Source organism: Moraxella bovis (assembly GCF_025985205.1).
GTDB lineage: Bacteria > Pseudomonadota > Gammaproteobacteria > Pseudomonadales > Moraxellaceae > Moraxella > Moraxella bovis.
This window is the reverse complement of record NZ_CP087840.1, coordinates 1837886-1857098: the sequence shown is the minus strand read 5'-3', so window position 1 is coordinate 1857098 and position 19213 is coordinate 1837886. Positions and strand designations below refer to the sequence as shown.

24 protein-coding genes are annotated in these 19213 nt (G+C 44.9%); 3 read left to right on the top strand and 21 right to left on the bottom strand.

The annotated features are described in order from the left end of the window. Nucleotides 1–33 precede the first annotated feature (33 nt). Together LP107_RS09400 and LP107_RS09395 are read right to left on the bottom strand one after the other, a co-directional pair. Nucleotides 34–1794, bottom strand: a complete 1761-nt coding sequence (locus tag LP107_RS09400; protein WP_078274301.1) for an L-lactate permease — start codon at nucleotides 1792–1794, stop codon at nucleotides 34–36. Between the two features lie 572 nt (nucleotides 1795–2366). Beyond that, nucleotides 2367–2777 (bottom strand): thioredoxin domain-containing protein, encoded by a 411-nt coding sequence (locus LP107_RS09395; RefSeq protein WP_078274300.1) that lies wholly within the window; start codon nucleotides 2775–2777, stop codon nucleotides 2367–2369. Between the two features lie 159 nt (nucleotides 2778–2936). Between LP107_RS09395 and mtgA the strand changes: the two genes are divergently transcribed. Then, nucleotides 2937–3608: a monofunctional biosynthetic peptidoglycan transglycosylase gene (gene mtgA, locus LP107_RS09390; RefSeq protein ID WP_264676329.1), complete on the top strand. Its 672-nt coding sequence runs from the start codon at nucleotides 2937–2939 to the stop codon at nucleotides 3606–3608. Nucleotide 3609: 1 nt separating this feature from the next. Here mtgA and trmB read toward each other — a convergent pair whose 3' ends face one another. Then, nucleotides 3610–4452, bottom strand: a complete 843-nt coding sequence (gene trmB / locus LP107_RS09385; RefSeq protein ID WP_078274298.1) for a tRNA (guanosine(46)-N7)-methyltransferase TrmB — start codon at nucleotides 4450–4452, stop codon at nucleotides 3610–3612. A gap of 69 nt (nucleotides 4453–4521) precedes the next feature. Between trmB and LP107_RS09380 the strand changes: the two genes are divergently transcribed. Next, on the top strand, nucleotides 4522–5454 hold the full coding sequence (locus tag LP107_RS09380; protein ID WP_264676178.1) for a DUF2628 domain-containing protein: 933 nt from the start codon (nucleotides 4522–4524) through the stop codon (nucleotides 5452–5454). A gap of 2 nt (nucleotides 5455–5456) precedes the next feature. Here LP107_RS09380 and LP107_RS09375 read toward each other — a convergent pair whose 3' ends face one another. From LP107_RS09375 to glmM, 7 genes are all read right to left on the bottom strand, one after another. Further along, the gene (locus LP107_RS09375; RefSeq protein WP_264676179.1) at nucleotides 5457–6299 is read right to left on the bottom strand and encodes a metallophosphoesterase; all 843 of its coding nucleotides are present in this window, start codon (nucleotides 6297–6299) and stop codon (nucleotides 5457–5459) included. After that, nucleotides 6296–6949, bottom strand: a complete 654-nt coding sequence (gene pdxH, locus LP107_RS09370; RefSeq protein WP_112742058.1) for a pyridoxamine 5'-phosphate oxidase — start codon at nucleotides 6947–6949, stop codon at nucleotides 6296–6298. The genes LP107_RS09375 and pdxH overlap by 4 nt, the downstream gene beginning before the upstream one ends. A 19-nt stretch (nucleotides 6950–6968) precedes the next feature. Next, complete coding sequence (locus tag LP107_RS09365; RefSeq protein ID WP_112742060.1) at nucleotides 6969–7355, bottom strand: hypothetical protein; 387 nt, start codon at nucleotides 7353–7355, stop codon at nucleotides 6969–6971. A 10-nt stretch (nucleotides 7356–7365) separates the two neighbouring features. Further along, nucleotides 7366–7536 (bottom strand): hypothetical protein, encoded by a 171-nt coding sequence (locus LP107_RS09360; protein ID WP_208624082.1) that lies wholly within the window; start codon nucleotides 7534–7536, stop codon nucleotides 7366–7368. 19 nt (nucleotides 7537–7555) lie between these two features. Next, on the bottom strand, nucleotides 7556–7738 hold the full coding sequence (locus tag LP107_RS09355; protein ID WP_208624083.1) for a hypothetical protein: 183 nt from the start codon (nucleotides 7736–7738) through the stop codon (nucleotides 7556–7558). After that, entirely contained in the window at nucleotides 7735–7983 is a 249-nt protein-coding gene (locus tag LP107_RS09350) for a hypothetical protein (protein ID WP_078274292.1), read from the bottom strand. The genes LP107_RS09355 and LP107_RS09350 overlap by 4 nt, the downstream gene beginning before the upstream one ends. Before the next feature lie 169 nt (nucleotides 7984–8152). Continuing rightward, nucleotides 8153–9508: a phosphoglucosamine mutase gene (gene glmM, locus LP107_RS09345; RefSeq protein ID WP_112742062.1), complete on the bottom strand. Its 1356-nt coding sequence runs from the start codon at nucleotides 9506–9508 to the stop codon at nucleotides 8153–8155. Between the two features lie 197 nt (nucleotides 9509–9705). On the opposite strand from glmM, the gene LP107_RS09340 reads away from it, so the two are divergent. Then, nucleotides 9706–12672 carry an insulinase family protein gene (locus LP107_RS09340; protein WP_112742064.1) on the top strand — a complete coding sequence of 989 codons (2967 nt, stop codon included), beginning with the start codon at nucleotides 9706–9708 and terminating at the stop codon, nucleotides 12670–12672. 63 nt (nucleotides 12673–12735) lie between these two features. Here LP107_RS09340 and trpC read toward each other — a convergent pair whose 3' ends face one another. The 11 genes from trpC to LP107_RS09285 all read right to left on the bottom strand — a co-directional run bounded on the left by trpC (nucleotide 12736) and on the right by LP107_RS09285 (nucleotide 19147). Next, nucleotides 12736–13554 (bottom strand): indole-3-glycerol phosphate synthase TrpC, encoded by an 819-nt coding sequence (gene trpC / locus LP107_RS09335; RefSeq protein WP_078274289.1) that lies wholly within the window; start codon nucleotides 13552–13554, stop codon nucleotides 12736–12738. Between the two features lie 75 nt (nucleotides 13555–13629). Beyond that, complete coding sequence (gene trpD, locus LP107_RS09330; RefSeq protein WP_112742066.1) at nucleotides 13630–14691, bottom strand: anthranilate phosphoribosyltransferase; 1062 nt, start codon at nucleotides 14689–14691, stop codon at nucleotides 13630–13632. 88 nt (nucleotides 14692–14779) lie between these two features. Beyond that, nucleotides 14780–15403, bottom strand: coding sequence for an anthranilate synthase component II (locus LP107_RS09325; RefSeq protein ID WP_078274287.1), 624 nt, complete (start codon nucleotides 15401–15403; stop codon nucleotides 14780–14782). 276 nt (nucleotides 15404–15679) lie between these two features. Further along, a complete protein-coding gene (locus tag LP107_RS09320) occupies nucleotides 15680–15856 on the bottom strand; it encodes a hypothetical protein (RefSeq protein WP_162860363.1) in 177 nt (58 codons plus the stop codon). 2 nt (nucleotides 15857–15858) lie between these two features. Next, nucleotides 15859–16203, bottom strand: a complete 345-nt coding sequence (locus LP107_RS09315; RefSeq protein ID WP_112742067.1) for a DUF551 domain-containing protein — start codon at nucleotides 16201–16203, stop codon at nucleotides 15859–15861. Between the two features lie 6 nt (nucleotides 16204–16209). Further along, nucleotides 16210–16722, bottom strand: coding sequence for a DUF551 domain-containing protein (locus LP107_RS09310; protein ID WP_264676180.1), 513 nt, complete (start codon nucleotides 16720–16722; stop codon nucleotides 16210–16212). Between the two features lie 160 nt (nucleotides 16723–16882). After that, on the bottom strand, nucleotides 16883–17200 hold the full coding sequence (locus LP107_RS09305; RefSeq protein ID WP_112742070.1) for a hypothetical protein: 318 nt from the start codon (nucleotides 17198–17200) through the stop codon (nucleotides 16883–16885). Nucleotides 17201–17308: 108 nt separating this feature from the next. Continuing rightward, complete coding sequence (locus LP107_RS09300) at nucleotides 17309–17944, bottom strand: YqaJ viral recombinase family protein (protein WP_112742071.1); 636 nt, start codon at nucleotides 17942–17944, stop codon at nucleotides 17309–17311. Then, a complete protein-coding gene (locus tag LP107_RS09295; RefSeq protein ID WP_264676181.1) occupies nucleotides 17941–18696 on the bottom strand; it encodes an ERF family protein in 756 nt (251 codons plus the stop codon). Before LP107_RS09295 ends, LP107_RS09300 begins: the two co-directional genes overlap by 4 nt. Next, nucleotides 18693–18887: a hypothetical protein gene (locus LP107_RS09290; RefSeq protein ID WP_264676182.1), complete on the bottom strand. Its 195-nt coding sequence runs from the start codon at nucleotides 18885–18887 to the stop codon at nucleotides 18693–18695. The genes LP107_RS09295 and LP107_RS09290 overlap by 4 nt, the downstream gene beginning before the upstream one ends. Continuing rightward, entirely contained in the window at nucleotides 18884–19147 is a 264-nt protein-coding gene (locus LP107_RS09285) for a hypothetical protein (protein ID WP_264676183.1), read from the bottom strand. The genes LP107_RS09290 and LP107_RS09285 overlap by 4 nt, the downstream gene beginning before the upstream one ends. Between the last annotated feature and the right edge of the window lie 66 nt (nucleotides 19148–19213).

Here is a 19213-nt window from a genome sequence, read left to right as displayed (position 1 = left end):
GGGATTATAAAACCCCTTTTGTTAAAATCATACTTAAGTTCGCTCACTCTTTTTGCTGATAACAGTCATGATGGCAAAGAAGGCAATCGCCCACAATGCTGCTGCAATCCACCATACAGGGTTAAAGATGAACGCCATGCCCACCAGACCTGCTTGTATTACATAATAACTCATGGCGATGAGTGTCTTACGAATAACCAAGCCTTCACGGTTCACCAGTCCGACCACCGCACAGGCAGCGACAACGTTATGCACGCTAATCATGTTACCAGCGGCACCGCCCACGGCTTGCAGGGCGACGACTTTGGCGGCGTCATTAGCACCTAGGTCAATCTGAGTGGCAGTGCTCCACTGAAAATGGCTAAACATCATGTTAGAGACGGTGTTTGACCCTGCAATGAACGCCCCCAATGCCCCAATCCAAGGCGACACGAGTGGCCACATATTTGCAAATACATCAGCAGCACCTGCCGCCAGTACTTTTGGCATGGCAAGAATCGGCTCGGCAACATCAGCAGGCGTGCCAGAGTTGATGAATACCTGCACCATCGGAATTGAGAACAGTAGGGCAGGGGCGGCGGCTATCATGGTTTTGCCAGAGGCTGACCAACTTTTTTTGACGGTGTCGCCTTTCATGCCAAACAAAAAGATGCAAATGATGGAGACAAGCAGCAGCACGGTCGCAGGCGAGTACAGTAGCTGTGTTTTGTTGGTGATACTGGTGTCTAGGATATTGCTAAATGTGATAACCGCATTACTGCTTAGCCAATCTTTTAATGGCTTGATGGTACGAGTGGCGATTAGAATACCGATGACCAGCAGATAAGGCGAGAATGCTTTAACCACAGAGAATTTGGCTTTTTCATTCACATCAATGTTGGTGGCGGCTAAGGTGCCCCTCCATTCTTCTTCCCATTTATCACGGCTTTCAAAGTCAAAGGTGTTTTTGGGGGTCAAAAAGCCCATTTTGGCAGCTGGCACGACAATAGCAAGACCGACCACGGCTCCGACCAAAGAAGGTAGTTCGGGTCCGACAAATTTGGCGGTCAAATAGTAAGGGATGACAAAGCACAGACCGGCAAAAATGGCAAAAGGAGCGGCTTCAAAACCTTGGCGAAACGAGCGTTTTACCCCAAAGAATTTGGTCAAGAAACAGCACAAAATCAGCGGAATCAAAAAACCCACCACTGAATGCACAAAGGCAACGTTTGCCCCGATTTGGATGATGTAATCATTAAAGGCAATGCCCTGCTGACTAATGGCAGCGGTTACATCTTCTTTATTTTCAAGCCCCGAGTTCACGCCGATAAGAATGGGCGTACCTACTGCTCCATAGGAGACAGGAGCGGACTGAATGATAAGAATTGCCATGACACACGCCATTGCAGGAAAGCCGAGTGCCAGCAGTAGGGGAGCTCCCACTGCTGATGGCGTACCCCAACCTGTGGAGCCTTCAATGAGTGAGCCAAACAGCCATGCCACAATAATCATCTGTACACGACGGTCAGGCGAGATACCCATAAAGCCTTGGCGGATGGCGACAATGGCTCCGCTCTCTTTTAGGGTATTAAGCAGTAGCACCGCAGCAAAGACGATGAATAGGACGTTGGCGGCGGTTAATACGCCATGAATGGTTGCAGCGGCAACTTGATTGCCAGCGGTTTGCCATACAAATAATGACAGCAAAGCTGTTGCAAAATACGCCACAGGCATGGCAATTTTGGCGGGTAGTCGCATGACGACCAATAAGGTAAAAACAATTAAAATTGGTAATAATGCCAAAAAGGTCAGCATATACACTCCTTTGTCCAACAAAGACTGTATGCCCATTTGTGTTATGATTTCAATTTTAAAAATCCATTAAAATTGTTGGGTCATACAAAATAACAATCGTTTGTGATGATTGATACATCACAAAGCCCTATTTTTGGTAAAATTTAGCAAATACCACAATATAAAAATGGTTATTAGCAATAAATCTCATTAGCTAAATAATGAGCCAAAGTGGTATTTTACTCAAAAATTTATTAAAAATAAATAGGGCGTACCTACCCTTGATAACATTTTTATAAAATAAGATGAGAATTTGACAATTTTAACCAATTTTTGCATGAAAAATGGCTAAATCTTGTGGCTCGAAGTCAAAAACTTGTCTGATAGAATACTCACAGCCTCAAGTTTTTCCTTGAAAAACGGGCGATTCCCCTGCTTTTTTAAACAAGCATTTTTCATTGCAAATACCAAAGATGGGTACGCCCTAACAGATTTTAACCAATCATCACATTTTTATTGTTTTTTTTCGATAAATTTTAAAAATTGATAAAAATATTTTATAAAAATCGGTGTGATGTATGATTTTGGCGTGCTTATCCGTGATGATTATTTGATAAAAGATGAACAATATCCATAATCCCAAACGGATAGCATAGTAGGCGGGTGGGGGTGATAAGAATGGGAATGAGCGTGCCCAGATGGTCTATCAGCTCTTCGCTGTCGGCAAGGTCAAGCACATGAATGGCAGGCATGCGTGGATGTATAGCTCGGGCTTGGGTCAGTAGGGCGTGGCTGGTGTGGCACAGATGACAGCCATCCGTGCCTAAAAGATACCAATCTGTGGTAGGATTGGATGTGTGGATGATTTGCTGGCTGTCTAAGCCTGTAAATGTCGCCAATAGTAGGGCATGAAACGTGCGGTATTCGTTATGAGCCAGGCAAGTTAGGGCGAAGCGGTCGTTTGTTAATTTTTGTAAGTATTTGATAAAATTAATATTATTCATAAAAATAAATGCCCCATAGCAAAAAATCGTGTAAAATAGGGCGTTTATTATAGCAAATACACCCCAAGTTTATTTTATTTTATGTTTAAAAAAACCACAAATACGCCGTCTCAGCCCAGTCCCGACTCACAAACACCCCCCAAACCCAAAAGACGGCGACTGGTGGCATGGCTGTGGCGATGGGTGATAGCTCCACTCTTGGTGTTAGTAATCAGCTTTCACCTGCTCATCGCCGCCATGCTTGGCGTGTGGAAAGTCGCCCCTGTCGGTAACTCCATGTTTATGGTTGCTCATCGCCTATCAGGGGGCGAGGTTGTGCAGGTATGGGTAGATTATGATGATATCGCCAAAGCGGTCAAACAGGCGGTGGTGGCGAGCGAAGATGCCAAATTTGCCACGCATAATGGCTTTGACATGGAAGGCATTGAGCGCGCCATTAAAGCAAACGAAGCAGGCGGGGCGGTGTCAATGGGCGGCTCGACCATCAGCCAACAGCTTGCCAAAAATCTGTTTTTGACATCGCACCGCTCCTATATCCGTAAGGGCGAAGAGGCGATTATCACGGTGATGATGGAGCAGAAGTGGGACAAACAGCGGATTTTAGAGGTGTATCTGAACGTGGCGGAATTTGGCGAGGGCATTTATGGCATTGAGGCGGCGGCACGGCATTATTATGGCAAATCTGCCAAAAACCTAAGCCGTGAGCAGTCGGCATTGCTCATCAGCATGCTCCCCAATCCCAAATATTACCAAAAAAATCTCAATAACCGCCGCCTACAAAACAAAAAGCGGATTATCATGAAGCGTATGCCCAGTGCGGTATTGCCTTAAGTTACACCTTTTGATATAGCAAATCCCAAGACGCACGTCCATAATCCGCCCCACGTTTTTCGAATTTGGTGGCAGGGCGAAAATCAGGACGTGGCGAAAAGTTGCCTTTGCCTGCCATATTTTCAAACTCGCTCATGTTATCTAGCACTTCAAGCATCCACAAGGCATAATGCTCCCAATCGGTCGCACTGTGAAAAATCCCGCCCGTTTTTAGTTTGTCTGCCACCAAGGTCATGCGGTCGGTCGTTACAAAACGGCGTTTGTAATGTCGCTTTTTTTGCCACGGGTCGGGAAAATAAAGCTGTACCGTGTCCAAATGCTCACTAGGTAAATTGTTTAATAAGGCAATCGCATCGCCATTTAGCACCTTTAAATTAGTCAGTTCCAATTCATGAGATAGATAAGCAGTACGCCCAATGCCTGGTTCGTGGACTTCTATGCCGACAAAGTTACGAGCTGGCTCGGCTTGTGCCATTTCTACCAAGCTGTCGCCCATGCCAAAGCCGATTTCTAAGGTCAAAGGGGCGTTCTCGCCATTTGGTGTATCCTTAAAAAACACCCGCAAATCGGTGATGTTAGATACATCGCCCAATCTGCCCAAATCCTTACCATGATTGATGATGTACGGAGCAAAGGCAGGGTCGGTCAGGGCGGTCTCAGCATACTGGCTCAGGTGCGTTCGCCGTCTCATAAAGGTGGCGATGGCGTGGCTGTATTCGGTGGGCGTGCGAGCTAGGTTTTGGATTTCTTGGCTGATGGTATCCCGAGAGATGTCAGGGCTTTGGCGGTCGCCCCCAACAGGGGCAAGGGGGGCTTTTGGGGTGGATTGGTCTGGGTTAGTCATGGTATATTACCTAAAAAAGGCGTAAAATAGTGCCTATTATAAAGCATTCATGGGTTAAGTACAAAATTTATGTTTCGTTTGCCATTTTTAGAAGACACGACTCCGCCTCCATTTTATTTGCCCCACTTATCCGACAAAGAGCGGATTCAGCTTGACAAGTGGTTTATTGGCACACGCTCGCAAAGCTATTATTTAAAGCGGTTTGGGCAATTTGATAAGGCAGGCAAACTGCATGCTCGCTGGAACTGGTCGGCGTTTCTCACCACGTTTGGCTGGCTGTTATACCGCAAGCGTTATCTAGACTGCGTGGTGTATTGTGTGGCAGGGTGGTCGTTTATTAAGCTCAACATCGTCATCATTTTGGCGGTGTGTGAATTTTTATTTGTGGGTAAACTGCCTGATAACTATCAGATGTACACACGGCTCATGATAGCTGGGGCGGTGTGGCTGTTTTGGTCGGGCATGGTGGCACGCTGGGCGGACGCGTATTATTATCGCATGGCACGGCGTGAGATTGCCGATGCCGTGGAGCTATACCCTACTGACAAGAACGCTCAAAAGGCATATCTGGCAGAGCATGGCGGGGTCAGTGTGGTGGGGCTTGGCGTGGCGTTTGCCATGTTTGGGACGTTGCTTGCGATTATTGTATTGCAATTTGTGCCGATTATCGCCATGCAAAAAGAGCAGGCAGTGATTTTTGAGAGTTATCGCAGTACCAATGCCATTGCCAAGCGAGTGGAGCTCATCTATGAGCAAACAGGTAACTGCCCTGTGGGTCTGCCCGTTACTACCGACAACCAAAGGGTGAGCGTGGAAGTGGTGGCAAGCCTGCCCTATGCCAAGACCGATTGTGCGGTGGTGGCAACGGTATCAGGGGCAAGTTATCCGGTGCGGTATTTAAACGGTCGGCATTTGGCAATTTATCATCAAATAGATGATAATTCGTGGCGGTGTCAGACATCGCTAAATAAAAAACAAACACCAAAACGTTGTGTGGGGTAGCTTCACTCCAAACTCACAAACACTAATTCAGGACGGTTAAACAGACGTGGCACTCTCGTGCTTTCTCGTGCCAAGCCACGGCTCACGATAAATTTGGTGTTATTGTCATTGGCAAATTCATAAAGTCCGCCTGCATATTTGGGGAATAGCCCTTGATTGGGAGCGTACACGCCATTGATAACGAATGGCACTCGCCATTGTCCGCCATGAGCATGACCTGCCATGATGATATCAAAAGGATAATTAAGATACGTGTCAATATGCTCGGGGCGGTGGGTTAATAAAATATGGACGTGATTTTTAGTATCATTATTTAAATTATCCGTTACTGTTTTTAAATCCTTATCAAACGCTCCGCCGTCTGGGTCAGATATGCCATGAATGACGACATTGGTGTTTGGCACGGATATACTTTTGCCATGAATGATTGATACACCATGAGTGTGAATTTTACCCATAACTTTATTATAATCCGGCTGACTTAGCCAATTTTCATGATTGCCGTCCACATAATAGGTTGGGGCAATATTGGGTAATTGGCTTAATAATTCATCAGCATTATCAAAAGGCATTTTATCATCATAAATATCCCCGCCCAATAATATCACGTCAGGCTGTTTTTGTTTTAAACCATCTATCAGCCATTTTTGATTATCGCCATAATAACAAGCGTGCAAATCGGTAATTAGGGCGATATTTAATGCCTTATCACTTTGATAGCCGATATTATCAAATTTATAATCCACTACTTTTAATAAATTGCTATAAATAATAATGGCAACTATCATCAATAAAGCGATGAGTATTCTTATCATCGCTTTTTTATATTTGTTAAAAAATATCATGGCAATATCCGCTCTCTCTCCCAACCCTTATCGCCTTTGCGATAGACAATGCGGTCGTGCATACGGTTGGCTCGCCCTTGCCAGAATTCTATTTTATCGACCAATAAGCAATATCCGCCCCAAAATTCGGGCTTGGGGATATGCTCGCCAAACTGCTCGGATAATTTGGCAAAATCGCTCTCCATGACTTCACGGCTCTCTACCACGCCACTTTGGGGGCGACTGACCCACGCCGCCAGCTGGCTGTCTTTTGGGCGGGAATGGTAGTAGGCTTCTGATTTTTCAGTGGATAATTTTACCACACGCCCAGACGCTCGCACTTGACGTTCTAGCATATGCCAAAAAAACAAGGCTTCGGCAAACGGGTTGTCTGCCAAATCCTGCCCCTTGTCGCTGTCATAATTGGTATAAAAAATCATTTCCATGTCATCGCCCACAGGCACAATCTCACGCATGAGTAGCGTTCGCACCGATGGACGCCTATCCGCCCCACAAGTGGCAAGCGAAAAGGCATAGGCTTCGCCGATTTGTTCAGCTAGGGCTTCGCTCATCCATTTTTGGAGCAATGGATAAGGGGTGTCGCCAATGTTTTTTTCAATGAGTTCGTCTTTTTCGTAGGACAGACGGCTGGCACTAAAATCAATTCCCATAGAAGTTACCTTTTTTGATTTAATGGTTTGTTTTATAAGTTTTGCAAAATTCTATCGCTTTAGGATATTCGGTAATTTGTGTTGGATTAACTTGATGTAAATGCCAATTGGGGCTATGTTGCTCTATCAAATCGTATTCAGCCCCAGATAAAGTTGCAGGACAAACAGCCTTTGCTTGTTCAGTTGTCTTATTTACTGTTTTTATATTAAATAAGATACTCTCAAGACCTAAGGAATTATCATCATAAAACATGCACATTCTGCCATACAAAATTGCATCAGACATCGCAAAAATCGCTTTCGTGCATTCATTATCAATAAAATGTTCTGTTTTTTGATTGGCACTATCAACATTGGCATTTGCTGATACCGCCAATAAAATTCCTATTATGACAAAAATTTTCATTTAACAACCTTTATTGCAACTGTTTTAATTTATCTTGACTTGGTAATTCAAAAGGCGGATGCGTACTAATATCCACCAGTACAATTTCATCATCAAAGCGTTGATAATGCAGAATACATTCGCTCGTCATATCGCCATCATCGCCCACATATTCAGGAATGCCTATATGATAATGCCACAAACAATGTTTTTGGGCATAATCAAAATTGGCTCGCTCTTTTTTTGGTGTGGGGATTGGTTGGGGCGGAGGATTGATTACGACCTTGCAGACCACGCAAGCCGTGTTGTTGAATTTGTTGGATAAATAGAGCGATTTTTATGCGGTCTGCGTGTGAAAGTAGGGCAAGTTGTTCGTCAAAGGCAAGACTTGTTTTCACTTTCATCTTGCACCGCCCAGCCAATCTGCCAGCTGTTCTACGCTGTCAAAATGGGGTATAGGGGTAGAACCGCTTTTGATTGATTTATCTAATTTCTCAATATCAAAATGATGTTGATAAAACCAATCATAATAAGCGTCTTCATCATCTTTGGTAAAAGTAGATATAAGCAATTCATCAACCGTCATACCTGCTTGCTCGGCTTTGGCAGTAATTAGCTCTATGGTGGTTGGGGGTAGGTCTAATATCATGGGTTTTTCTCTTTTAAATATTAAAATGATATTTTTATTAAGGGTATTTTTAAATATAGATTTTAAAATTGGATATGTAGGGGCAATTTATTCGCCCAAATGTTAAATTTACCATAAGGTAAATTCAATTCACCGCACACACCCATTTTAAATTATCTATGATTTAAAATCACCCCAACACCGCCTTTACCTTATCCGCCAATGACGTTGCCAATGTTTGTGCCGTATCGCCATCTTGGGCTTCAACCATGACCCGAATCACAGGCTCGGTGCCTGATTTACGGATTAGTAGTCGCCCTGTACTGCCAAGCTCGCTCTCGGCTTGGGCGAAGGTGGATTTTAGCTCGTCATTGTCATAAGGGTCGCTCATTTTGGCTAGGCGGACGTTGATGAGCGTTTGGGGATATGGGGTGTAATCCTTTGTTAAATCGGAGAGTTTACCGCCTTTTTTGACCAAAACCGCCAGCACCTGCAAGCCTGCTACAATGGCATCGCCCGTGCGGGACTTGTCAAGACATAAAATGTGTCCAGACGATTCTCCACCAATGGCGTAACCATATTTTTCAAGCTCTTGCATGACGTAGCGGTCGCCCACTTTGGCACGCACAAAGTTAATACCTTGATTTTTAAGTAAGTTTTCAAGTGCCATGTTACTCATCAGCGTACCAACCACGCCAGCAGGCTTTTCGTCTGCCCCATTGGCAAGAATGTACAAAATGCTGTCGCCGTCCAAAATTTGTCCGTTTTCATCCACCATCACAATGCGGTCGCCATCGCCATCTAGGGCAATGCCCAAATCGGCATTGTGTTCTAGCACTAGGCGTTGCAAGGCTTCGGGGTGGGTTGAACCGCAGTTGTCGTTTATGTTGGTGCCGTTTGGCGTGTTGGCGTGGGCGATGACACTTGCCCCAAGTTCACGCAAAACCCGTGGGGCAACGCTGTACCCTGCTCCGTTGGCACAGTCCACCACAATGGTTAGCCCACGCAGGTCGTATTGGTAGGGGAATGAGCCTTTGCAGTACTCAATATAACGCCCCTTAGCGTCATCAATGCGGTAGCTTTTGCCAAGCTCGGTGGGGTAGTGTTCAAGGCGTGAAAGCGTGTCGCCATGTATCATCTCGTCCAATTTGGCGTTGATGGCGGATTGGGTTTCGTCTGAGATTTTTTTGCCTTCGCCTGAAAAAAACTTTACGCCATTGTCGCCATAAGGGTTGTGGCTTGCCGAAATCACCACGCCCATGTCGGCATGAAAACTTCTTGCTAAATGGGCAATGGCTGGGGTTGGCAAAGGCCCGAGTAGGTGTACGTCCACGCCTGCCGAGTTAAATCCTGCTTGCAAGGCGGATTCAATGACATAGCCCGACAGACGGGTGTCTTTACCGATAACCACGCTGGGTCGTCTGCCTGTGATGTTTTGGGCGGTCAAAACCTGCCCTGCGGCATAGCCCAATCTTAATAGAAAATCAGGGGTAATGGGAAATTGTCCAAATGCCCCACGAATGCCGTCTGTGCCAAAGTAGCTCATGATGATTGCCTTTTAAAATTAAAATGATAAGAAAAAATAATCCTAAGTATACCGCCAAATTATTCTCTAATTCAATACTTTTTCAGTAGTATAAAAGTTAATCATAAAAACAAGAATTTTTATCAAAATTTACAAAAGCCTTGTTTAAATTGCAAATTTTTGCCACAATATAGCATTTTTTCATCACGGAACCATTCATGACAAATCTTAACCCACACCCTGCCTTTACCCTAAAATCTAAGCACCACATAGAAGCCCTTGATATCACGGTGCTACTTTGCGAGCATACTGCCACAGGGGCAACTCATTATCATCTGGCATGTGATAATGACGAAAACGCCTTGATGATTGGCTTTGCCACCCAGCCCATGACTTCTCGGGGCGAAGCTCATATTCTAGAACACGTTGTCTTGTGCGGTTCACAAAAATACCCTGTACGAGACCCGTTTTTTAGCATGATTAAGCGGTCATTGCAGACCTTTATGAACGCCATGACGGCAAGTGATTGGACGGTGTACCCCTTTGCCAGTCAAAACAAAAACGATTATTTTAACCTATTATCCGTCTATCTTGATGCGGTGTTTTTCCCCAACATTCACGAGTTAGATTTTGCCCAAGAAGGCATTCGTTTGGAGCTTGACAAGCAGGGGCGACCTGAATATCACGGCATTGTCTTTAATGAGATGAAAGGGGCGATGAGTGGCGAGATTGACCAGCTTTACTATGCTTTGGCACCACACCTGTATCCGACCACGACTTATCATTATAACTCAGGGGGCGACCCAAAAGAGATTGTGAAGCTGACCCATGCTGATTTGGTCAATTTTCACAAGACTCATTATCACCCATCTAACGCCATTATCATGAGTTTTGGCGACATTGACGTGGCGGACATTCAAGCACGCCTGCACGATGATGCCCTAGTGCGTTTTGATGATGCTGAAAAGCCGTCTCGTGGCAAACAGTTCGTCTCCATGACCGAGACTCGCCTAAATGAGCCTGTGCAAGTCTATGACACTTATACCGCTGACGTGAGTGGCGAGAAAATGACCCATAACGTGTTGGCGTGGCTACTACCAAGCATTACCGACCCCAAACAGCGTCTGGCACTTCGCCTCATGGAGGGCGTGCTGATAGAACACGCAGGCTCGCCCCTAAGAGCGTATCTTGACAGCTCGCCACTTGGCACGTCCGCAAGTCCGCTACTGGGCTTGGACGACAGTCATTATGAAATGGCGTTTTATGCAGGCGTGCGTGGTTCGGAGCGTGAGCTTGCCGATGACGTGGAAAACGGCATTTTGGAGCTACTTCGTTCTGTGGCAGAAAACCCCATTGATAATGAGACCATACAGACCATTTTGCATCAGATAGAGCTAGACCAACGCCATATCGGGGGCGACAGTATGCCTTATGGCTTGACACTCATGCTTGAAGGGTTTGGTACGGCACTGCATGGCGGTAATCCTGTGGACATGTGGGAGATTGATGAACATTTGTCGTGGCTATCGGAGCAGGTCAAAGAGCCAAATTGGGTGCAAAATCTCATCAAAACGCACCTGATTGACAATCCGCACCGAGTTCGCCTAACTCTATCGCCTGACAAGGACAAAGCCCAACGCCTGATAGACGATGAAAAGGCAAGTTTGGATAAGCTAAATACCACGTTAAGCGATGAGGATAAAGCACTCATTCGCCAAAAGTCTGCCGAGCTTGCCACACGCCAAGCGATGATAGATGACGTGGATATTTTGCCAAAAGTGGGGCTAGATGACATTCCCAAAGCGATAAAATTCGCCCACGCCAACAAACAGCCGATAACCATTGGGCAAGACGAACGTACACTTTATGAGTATCATGCAGGGACAAATGGACTGTATTATTATCAAGTAGTGCTTGATTTAAATGATAATTTAGGCATTTTAAATAATCCGCTGCTGCCCCTATATCTAGAGCTGTTGTCCGAGCTAGGTACGGATAGGTATGACGCACGCACGTTCCAAGCGGTGCAAGCGTCCGTTTCATCAGGCGTTACTGCTCGCATTTCACAGCGTACCGACCGCCATGATAAGGAGGCGATGACAAGCTATCTAGTAGTGGCGACCCGTGCCTTAGCTCGTAAGCCTGAGGCGGTGGAGCTGGTAAGCGACGTGCTAAACAACACCATTTTCACCGAAACTGACCGCATGAGCGAGCTGTTACAGCAAAAACAAGCGTCTTGGCAATCACGCCTATCAGCAAGCGGACACAGCTACGCCATTCAGACCGCCAGTCGGAGCATGAGCAAATTATCATCGTTAGAATACCGTTATTCGGGCTTACCTGCCCTGTCGGCACTAAAATCATTTTTAAAACAAAGTGAAACCGACCAAGCGGTTTGGCAAACGCTATCAGTACGCCTAGCCCAAATCCATGAGCAAGTACAAAACCTGCCCAAAGACGTGATTTTGGTGTGTGAGTCGGACAAGGCGGACGAGTTAAAGGCGGTGATAAAAGACGTGCTAAACACACCGCATAAGCCTGTCAAATCGTCTGTCGTAGTACATGATACGCTACTAGCGTTTGATGAGCTTTCTAACAGCGATGACAATAAAGACATCGCATGGCTTATCGCCACCAATGTCTATCATAATGCCACAGCCTACCCTGCGACCACATCGGGGCATGAGGACACACCTGCCTTGACAGTGCTGGCTCCGTTTTTAAGAAATGGCTATCTGCATTCGGCAATCCGCGAAAAAGGCGGAGCGTATGGCGGTGGGGCGAGTTTTGATGCCAATTCGGCAAGTTTTCGCTTTTATAGCTACCGAGACCCGCACTGCGTGGCGACTTTTCTTCATTTTGAAAAGAGCATTGACTGGCTACTTGATAACGACCATGACGCTGATAAGTTGGAGGAGGCGATTTTGGGGATTATCGGCGGTATGGACAAACCTGCGTCCCCAGCAGGCGAGGCGGTCAAGGCGTGTTTTAGCGAACTACACGGACGCACCAAAGAAATGCAAGAAGCCATACGAGCCAAGCTGTTGGCGGTTACGATAGACGACCTAAAACGAGTGGCACACACGTATCTAAAAGACAAGCCTCATGTTAAGGCGAGCCTTGCTCCGCTTGAAAAAGAGAGTCAAATGGCAGAACTTGGGTTTGATTGTCATAAGATTGGTTAAGATTGTTTTAAGTCAAGCAAAAACCCCATGCCGTGTGGTGTGGGGTTTTGGTTTGTGTGGTATTTATATGCTTTTTAATAAATTTTGTAACGCAAGCCCTGCATTGTCCGTTTTCATAAATTGCTCACCGATAAGGAAATGATGAATGTCATGCGACTGCATCAGGTGTACATCGTCCGCCCCATGAATGCCACTTTCGCTGACAATAAGTGCGTCATCACCCACATTTTCACGCAAGGTCTTAGCAAGGCGAATGGACGTGTTCAAATCCACATCAAAGGTATTCAGATTGCGGTTATTGATGCCATAAATGTTGTGGGTGGATTTGGGCAATTTCAATGCACGAGCTAGCTCATTTTCATCATGAATCTCAATCAGCACGTCCATGCCAAGCTCTATCGCCACCTTGTGCAAATGTGTCACGGTCTCATCATCAAGGCATGCCATGATAAGCAAAATACAATCCGCCCCAAGCGTTCGGCTTTCATAAATGTGGTACTCGTCCACCATAAAATCTTTACGCAAGGCAGGCAAATTACAAGCGTTTTTGGCTTGGATAAGATAGTCATCATGCCCAAAAAAATACTCACGGTCGGTTAAAACAGACAAACAAGTTGCCCCTGCCGACTCGTAGCCTTGGGCGGTGGCAATGGGGTCAAAATTTTGGCAAATCACGCCTTTGGACGGGCTTGCCTTTTTTATCTCGCTAATCACGCCGATTTTGCCTTGCTCCACCGCTCGCAGGGCATTGGCAAAACCACGCACAGTAGGGGCGGATTTGGCTTTTTGTTTTAATTCATCAAGGCTGATTTGGGTGCGAGCTTGGGCGATTTCTTGGTGTTTGGTGGCAACAATTTTTTGTAAAATGGTGGGGGTTGACATGTTTTTCCTTTTAAAATTTTTTAAATTTGAAAATATAATTTGGGTGAATTGTAATTTGCCCCTACATATCCTATTTTAGGCGTTAAACGTCTGGGTAAATGCCACAAATTCCTGCATTTTTTGCCATGCCTTACCACTTGCTAGGGCCTCTTTGGCAAGGGCGACACCGTCTTTAAAGTTGTCTGACACCCCTGACAGATACAGGCTTGCCCCTGCATTTAGAGCGATAATATCACACGCCTTTTGGGTGCGTGAGTCGGTTCGCCCTTGTAGGGCAGATTTGATAAGGTCAAAACTTTCATCAGACGAGCCAACCGACAAGCCGTCAAGCGACTGCATGGCAATGCCGACATCGGTGGGGGTAATTTTAAAGGTAGTTACCTTACCGTCCTTGTATTCCGATACCGTTGTGGGTGTGGCAAGGCTTATCTCGTCCAAGCCGTCATCAGAATGCACGACCCACACATGGCGACTGCCAAGTTTGCCCATGACGTGAGCGAGCTTTTCGCACAATGCCACATCATACACCCCAAGCAAGGTGTTTGGGGTAGACGCAGGGTTGGTCAAAGGCCCTAGAATATTAAAAATTGTCCGCACCTTCAACGCTCCACGCACCGCCTTGGCATGACGCATGGCGGGGTGATGATTGGGGGCGAACATAAAGCACACCCCTGTATTTTTAGCACAGTCGGCAACTTGGCTTGGGTCAAGGGCGAGATTCACGCCTGCACTTGTGAGCAAATCGGACGCACCCGAACGGCTTGACACGCCTGTGCTACCGTGCTTGGCGACCACACCGCCACAGACCGCCACCACAAAGGCGGATGCTGTGGATACGTTGAACAAATTCGCCCCATCTCCGCCCGTTCCCACGATATCCACCGCATTATCCACGTCCAAAGTAACGGCATTGGCAAACGACCGCATAACACGAGCAGAAATGGCAACCTCGTCCACCGTCTCGCCCTTGATACGCCAAGCCGTGATAATGGCGGACAGTAGCACATCGGGGCATTTGCCTGTCATGATAAGGGTCATGAGCGTGGCGGTGTCGTCATCGCTTAGGTTTTCGCCATTGATTAGGGTGTTTAGGGTGTGTACCAAAAAGGCGTGAATGTCGTGGTCATTTTTTAACATGGATTTCCTTTTAAATTTTTTTAAACGAATAATTTTACCGAATTTGGGCGAATAAATTGCCCTTACAATACTGTTTTTAAATAAAAAATCACGCCACCGTTGGCAAAGTTTCATCATCTAGCACAGCAAGCCCACAGCGTTTTAAAAAGTTGTTAAAAAGCTGATAACCATGCTCGCTTAAAATAGACTCTGGGTGAAACTGCACGCCTTCAATGTCTAGCTCTTTATGACGAACACCCATAATCTCGCCCATAGAGCTGTCTGCATTTTGTGTCCAAGCGGTGATTTCTAGGCACTCAGGCAACGTGGCTTTGTCAATGACCAGCGAATGATACCGTACCACTGACACAGGTTTTGGCAAGCCATGAAATACGCCCATATCCTTATGATACACGTCTGATAATCGTCCGTGCATGACCTCGCCTGCTCGCACGACATTGCCCCCAAAGGCTTGCCCAATGGCTTGATGACCCAAGCACACGCCCAAAATGGGAATTTGCCCACCAAAATGCGTCAAAATCGGCACCGTAACCCCCGCCTCGGTCGGCGTGCAAGGGCCGGGCCCTAGGATAATGGCTTGAGGGGCAAGAGCGGTTATCTCATCAATGGTAATCTCGTTGTTGCGTTTTACCACAATGTCCTGCTTTAACTCGCCAAAATACTGAACAATGTTGTAAGTAAAACTGCAATAGTTATCTATCATTAAGAGCATTTTTAAAATATCCTGTTGATTTTATTAAATATTTTATCTTATTGTAGAAAACTACACTCAATATTACACTCAAAAACAAAAAGCACACCCTGTTTGAGTGTGCTTTTTGTTATTTTTGCTCAATGAATGTTTTGACATTGTTTTCTAACCAGTAAGGGTAAGGGTCATGCCCATCTTCTTTTGGTATTTTACCACTCTTTCGCCATCTGTCAAATGTTGAGCGTGTTTTTCCCAACAATTTGCAAAATTCGGTAATTCTAACTCGTCTTTGTATGGTCATTCAATTCTCCCTAAAAATTTCTTCAAAATCTCATAAAGCCCGTGATACGGCATGAAATTCACCCTATGCCAAAACGCACAAAATACATAATAATGCTTAACACAGGGGCTGATATAGTGGGGCAGGTCGCACACATTAATCGCATAGCCCTTTATTCTTGGATAGACATACATGACTACTCCTTTGGTGGTTCGGGCTTTGGTTGCCAATGGGTTACAGTTTCGGGGTTTGAACCACCGTCAAAATAAATGTAATAGTCATTATCTGAACAATCAAACATGACAGTATCAGTCCAAACTTCTTTGCCGTCTGTGATTAAGATTTCTTGCCCATCATCAAATCCACCGTCTTTAATATCAATCCAACCACCACTACTAATTAAGATATTATTGTCATCAATAATATCTTGAATACAAGCACCATTATCATTTAATAGTGTACCTAATGAGATATTGTTTTTGTTGCAAATAAAAAACAACAATTCATTGGTTGCTTTTAGATTTTGAATTATTTTGTTCATTTTTTATTACTCCTTTGGTGGCTTAGGTAGGGGTTGCCAGTGGGTTACTCGAGTGTCGTGTGGCATAAGCTCGCTAAACTCCCAGCTATCGCCAAGATATTCCGCAGTTAATACATACCGCAGGGGTCTCTGATACACCAATACTACCGTTTCCAACGGGGGTAATCGGTCATCAACACTAATCCAACCGTTATTAGTAACACCATCGTTTTCCCACCCTGCACACACCGCTTTTTGACTGCGAAAAAGCGAGCTTGCTTCGGCAATCACGGCTTTTTGTTCATCATCGGATAGTTTGGACATGTCATAAGTGATTGAGAAATATTTAGGTTGTCCATAATCCACCCCCAAGACTGCCAAAGCTGTTGCAATTACCCCGACGGGAATTTCTTTAATGACAATATTGCCAATCGCTTCACGATATACGGTACACTCTTTTGGGCAATTCTTGATAATCTCTTTGGCTTTTTCAGTTCCACCAAGATTTTCAATTAGTTTTTGTGCGGTTTCAATGTTCATTTTTTACCCCTTTTTGATTTTGTTCGCTTATTATTTCGTGGATTGTGTCGCATTTTGTTGCCGTTTGGGATTTTAAAATTTCTTTTTTCAAAATCATTAACGAAAAACGATAAAAAGACAACTGCCGAGTATGGATTATTTAATTTAGCCATTTTATTTTTTACTCCTTTAAACCGATTGCAAAGTGTTCAAGATAATCAAGCATGGAAACAACATCGCTATTTTGTGTTCTAATTCGACACTCTCTTATCTCAGCCAATAAAACATCAAAATCGCTTATTGAATTGTTGTGTTGTTCAACAATTTGCAAAGCTGTCTTGATAGTATTGACCGAATATTTTTTCGGGCAGGGAATGCTGTTGCGATATTTTCCAAAATCAAAAAAAATAAACGCATTTGATGGCTCATTTTCAGCAATGTTTTTTGCTTCGTTTAGTCCGATTTTATCAATCAACGCTTTGGCGGTATTTAGGTTCATCTTTTACCCTCAAAAACTGGAAAAAACCCTAGTCTTTGACTATTTGCCAAGTAAATATTTTGTTCGCCCCTAAGTTGCCGACAAGGATTACACGATTAACGCTAGCCATTATTTAGCTCCTAACATCTTATTCATTTTTTGCTCTATCATCTGATAGAACTTACCGATTTTTTCATCAAAAAGGGCGTGCATTTGGCGGTCGGGAAAATAGGTTTTGATAAAAAACGGCATACCATCAGCATAACTGATATAATCCCACCATTCACGCCCTGTTACCCACAAATTAAACTGCACCTGTGCCAAATGCTCTTTGCCAATATCATCAGTATCAAGCAGTTTGGCTTGTAGGTGTGGTTCTCGGGTTTTGATTTCTAAACCTGCATTTTCGCCCACCAGTCTGTCAGGACTTGCCCCAACAGGATAGCCGTATTTGTCGGCAAAATTAAGCACTATCCCCACTTCGGAAATCTCGGACGGTGTGGCATAGCCCATTTTGACATAATAGTCGCTGACAATCGGCTCTAAGAAATGACCCCGTTCGGTGTATTCATTGCCGTCAAATTTACCGCTTTGTCGCCCTGTAAACCGCTCGGCAATCAGATGATAGGCGTGGGTAATCAGCCCATCGCCTAAGCCGTCTTTTTTGCCGTTGACAAGCAGTAAGTGGGCGTTGCTGGCGGTCATAATGCCTAGACGAGCGTTTAACCACTCGTCTGTGCCTTGCTGACAATTAATGATTTTCATAAACAACCCCTTGGAACGATTGCTTCTTGCAGCTTTTGCAGTTCAATGAGCGTGTTTTGGTATTGATTGAGTGGGATGTTACCCATCTTAGCACTCCCAAACGCATTGATGAGCTGACCGTCAAAGTAGATTTTGCTGTCATCGCTTAGGCGGTCATAGAGTTTTTGCAAATGCTCTCTTTGGGCTTTGGTAATCTTGTTGTCTTGACTGGTTGCCATGCCATCATCATCATCTTGTGTTGCAATATTAAGCAACGCACAAAGGGCATAACGCTTGCCATAGCTGACAGCTGACCCCATTGCCTGTGCATAATTTGCACTTTTGTTGCCACTAAAATCAAAAGGCACAAGTAGGGAGGTGCGTGTGCTATGCCCCATGCGATGAGTAAGCACCGCCACCACTTCAACAAAACAGTTGTTTTTATTGTCATTTAAAACTGTTTGGGTTTCAAATGACGTGGCAAATCCAAACTCTTGCAAAATTGGGCGAGTGTTGGCGATGATGTCCTCCAAAGTGGCGTATTTGCTGGACTGTCCTTTTTTGTTTTTGGCGATGACGGGTAATTTTGACTGCATGACCGAAAAATCTTGGTTAAATGCAATCACGGATTGATGATTTGCTACACGCTCTTGTAATTCCATGAGTTTTTCAAGTTTTGCGACATCAAAGTCGGGATTACTTGCCATAGCCACAATTTGGCTTGCCATATCCATAGATTGTGTTTCGGTGTTGGTTGTAACGATTTGGTTCATTTCTCATCTCCACTTTTCATCATCTCAATCATGACCTTGTCGGCATGGCTGATATAGGTTTCGGCTTGGGCTTGTGCCACACGGCTGTTATCATCTGCCGTATGCTCTGCCCATCCAAAGATACACTGATAAGTAATAACCACAAGGGCGATATATGCTATCGCCCCGCCCATCAAATCAGATATTTTCATACATACTCCTCTGCCAAAATTTGCTCATATCCTGCCACTTCATGTTCTAGCAGTGGCAAATAACATTTTTTGCTAAACGCTTTTTTAACCAAATCTTGATTTTCTGCCAAACCCAAATCTAGGCTGATTTCACTAAACCGATTAAAACACAGCTTAGCGGTGTGAATAACCGTGTATTCGTCATACTCGGTTACGTCCGCTTCGACGTGCACGGCATTACATTCTTGCCCCTTGGGGGCGAGTTCTGCGATAAGTCTCATGGCTTACTCCTTATGCGTAAATTTTGGGTGCAAAAAGCCCACTCATGCCAAAATAGGCACAAGCAA

Bases quoted from the DNA above. Each gene is read 5' to 3' on its own strand.
- LP107_RS09400 (WP_078274301.1), bottom strand. From the start codon at position 1,794: ATGCTGACCTTTTTGGCATTATTACCAATTTTAATTGTTTTTACCTTA.
- LP107_RS09395 (WP_078274300.1), bottom strand. From the start codon at position 2,777: ATGAATAATATTAATTTTATCAAATACTTACAAAAATTAACAAACGAC.
- trmB (WP_078274298.1), bottom strand. From the start codon at position 4,452: ATGACTAACCCAGACCAATCCACCCCAAAAGCCCCCCTTGCCCCTGTT.
- LP107_RS09380 (WP_264676178.1), top strand. From the start codon at position 4,522: ATGTTTCGTTTGCCATTTTTAGAAGACACGACTCCGCCTCCATTTTAT.
- LP107_RS09375 (WP_264676179.1), bottom strand. From the start codon at position 6,299: ATGATATTTTTTAACAAATATAAAAAAGCGATGATAAGAATACTCATC.
- pdxH (WP_112742058.1), bottom strand. From the start codon at position 6,949: ATGGGAATTGATTTTAGTGCCAGCCGTCTGTCCTACGAAAAAGACGAA.
- LP107_RS09365 (WP_112742060.1), bottom strand. From the start codon at position 7,355: ATGAAAATTTTTGTCATAATAGGAATTTTATTGGCGGTATCAGCAAAT.
- LP107_RS09355 (WP_208624083.1), bottom strand. From the start codon at position 7,738: ATGAAAGTGAAAACAAGTCTTGCCTTTGACGAACAACTTGCCCTACTT.
- LP107_RS09350 (WP_078274292.1), bottom strand. From the start codon at position 7,983: ATGATATTAGACCTACCCCCAACCACCATAGAGCTAATTACTGCCAAA.
- glmM (WP_112742062.1), bottom strand. From the start codon at position 9,508: ATGAGCTACTTTGGCACAGACGGCATTCGTGGGGCATTTGGACAATTT.
- LP107_RS09340 (WP_112742064.1), top strand. From the start codon at position 9,706: ATGACAAATCTTAACCCACACCCTGCCTTTACCCTAAAATCTAAGCAC.
- trpC (WP_078274289.1), bottom strand. From the start codon at position 13,554: ATGTCAACCCCCACCATTTTACAAAAAATTGTTGCCACCAAACACCAA.
- trpD (WP_112742066.1), bottom strand. From the start codon at position 14,691: ATGTTAAAAAATGACCACGACATTCACGCCTTTTTGGTACACACCCTA.
- LP107_RS09325 (WP_078274287.1), bottom strand. From the start codon at position 15,403: ATGCTCTTAATGATAGATAACTATTGCAGTTTTACTTACAACATTGTT.
- LP107_RS09320 (WP_162860363.1), bottom strand. From the start codon at position 15,856: ATGTATGTCTATCCAAGAATAAAGGGCTATGCGATTAATGTGTGCGAC.
- LP107_RS09315 (WP_112742067.1), bottom strand. From the start codon at position 16,203: ATGAACAAAATAATTCAAAATCTAAAAGCAACCAATGAATTGTTGTTT.
- LP107_RS09310 (WP_264676180.1), bottom strand. From the start codon at position 16,722: ATGAACATTGAAACCGCACAAAAACTAATTGAAAATCTTGGTGGAACT.
- LP107_RS09305 (WP_112742070.1), bottom strand. From the start codon at position 17,200: ATGAACCTAAATACCGCCAAAGCGTTGATTGATAAAATCGGACTAAAC.
- LP107_RS09300 (WP_112742071.1), bottom strand. From the start codon at position 17,944: ATGAAAATCATTAATTGTCAGCAAGGCACAGACGAGTGGTTAAACGCT.
- LP107_RS09295 (WP_264676181.1), bottom strand. From the start codon at position 18,696: ATGAACCAAATCGTTACAACCAACACCGAAACACAATCTATGGATATG.
- LP107_RS09290 (WP_264676182.1), bottom strand. From the start codon at position 18,887: ATGAAAATATCTGATTTGATGGGCGGGGCGATAGCATATATCGCCCTT.
- LP107_RS09285 (WP_264676183.1), bottom strand. From the start codon at position 19,147: ATGAGACTTATCGCAGAACTCGCCCCCAAGGGGCAAGAATGTAATGCC.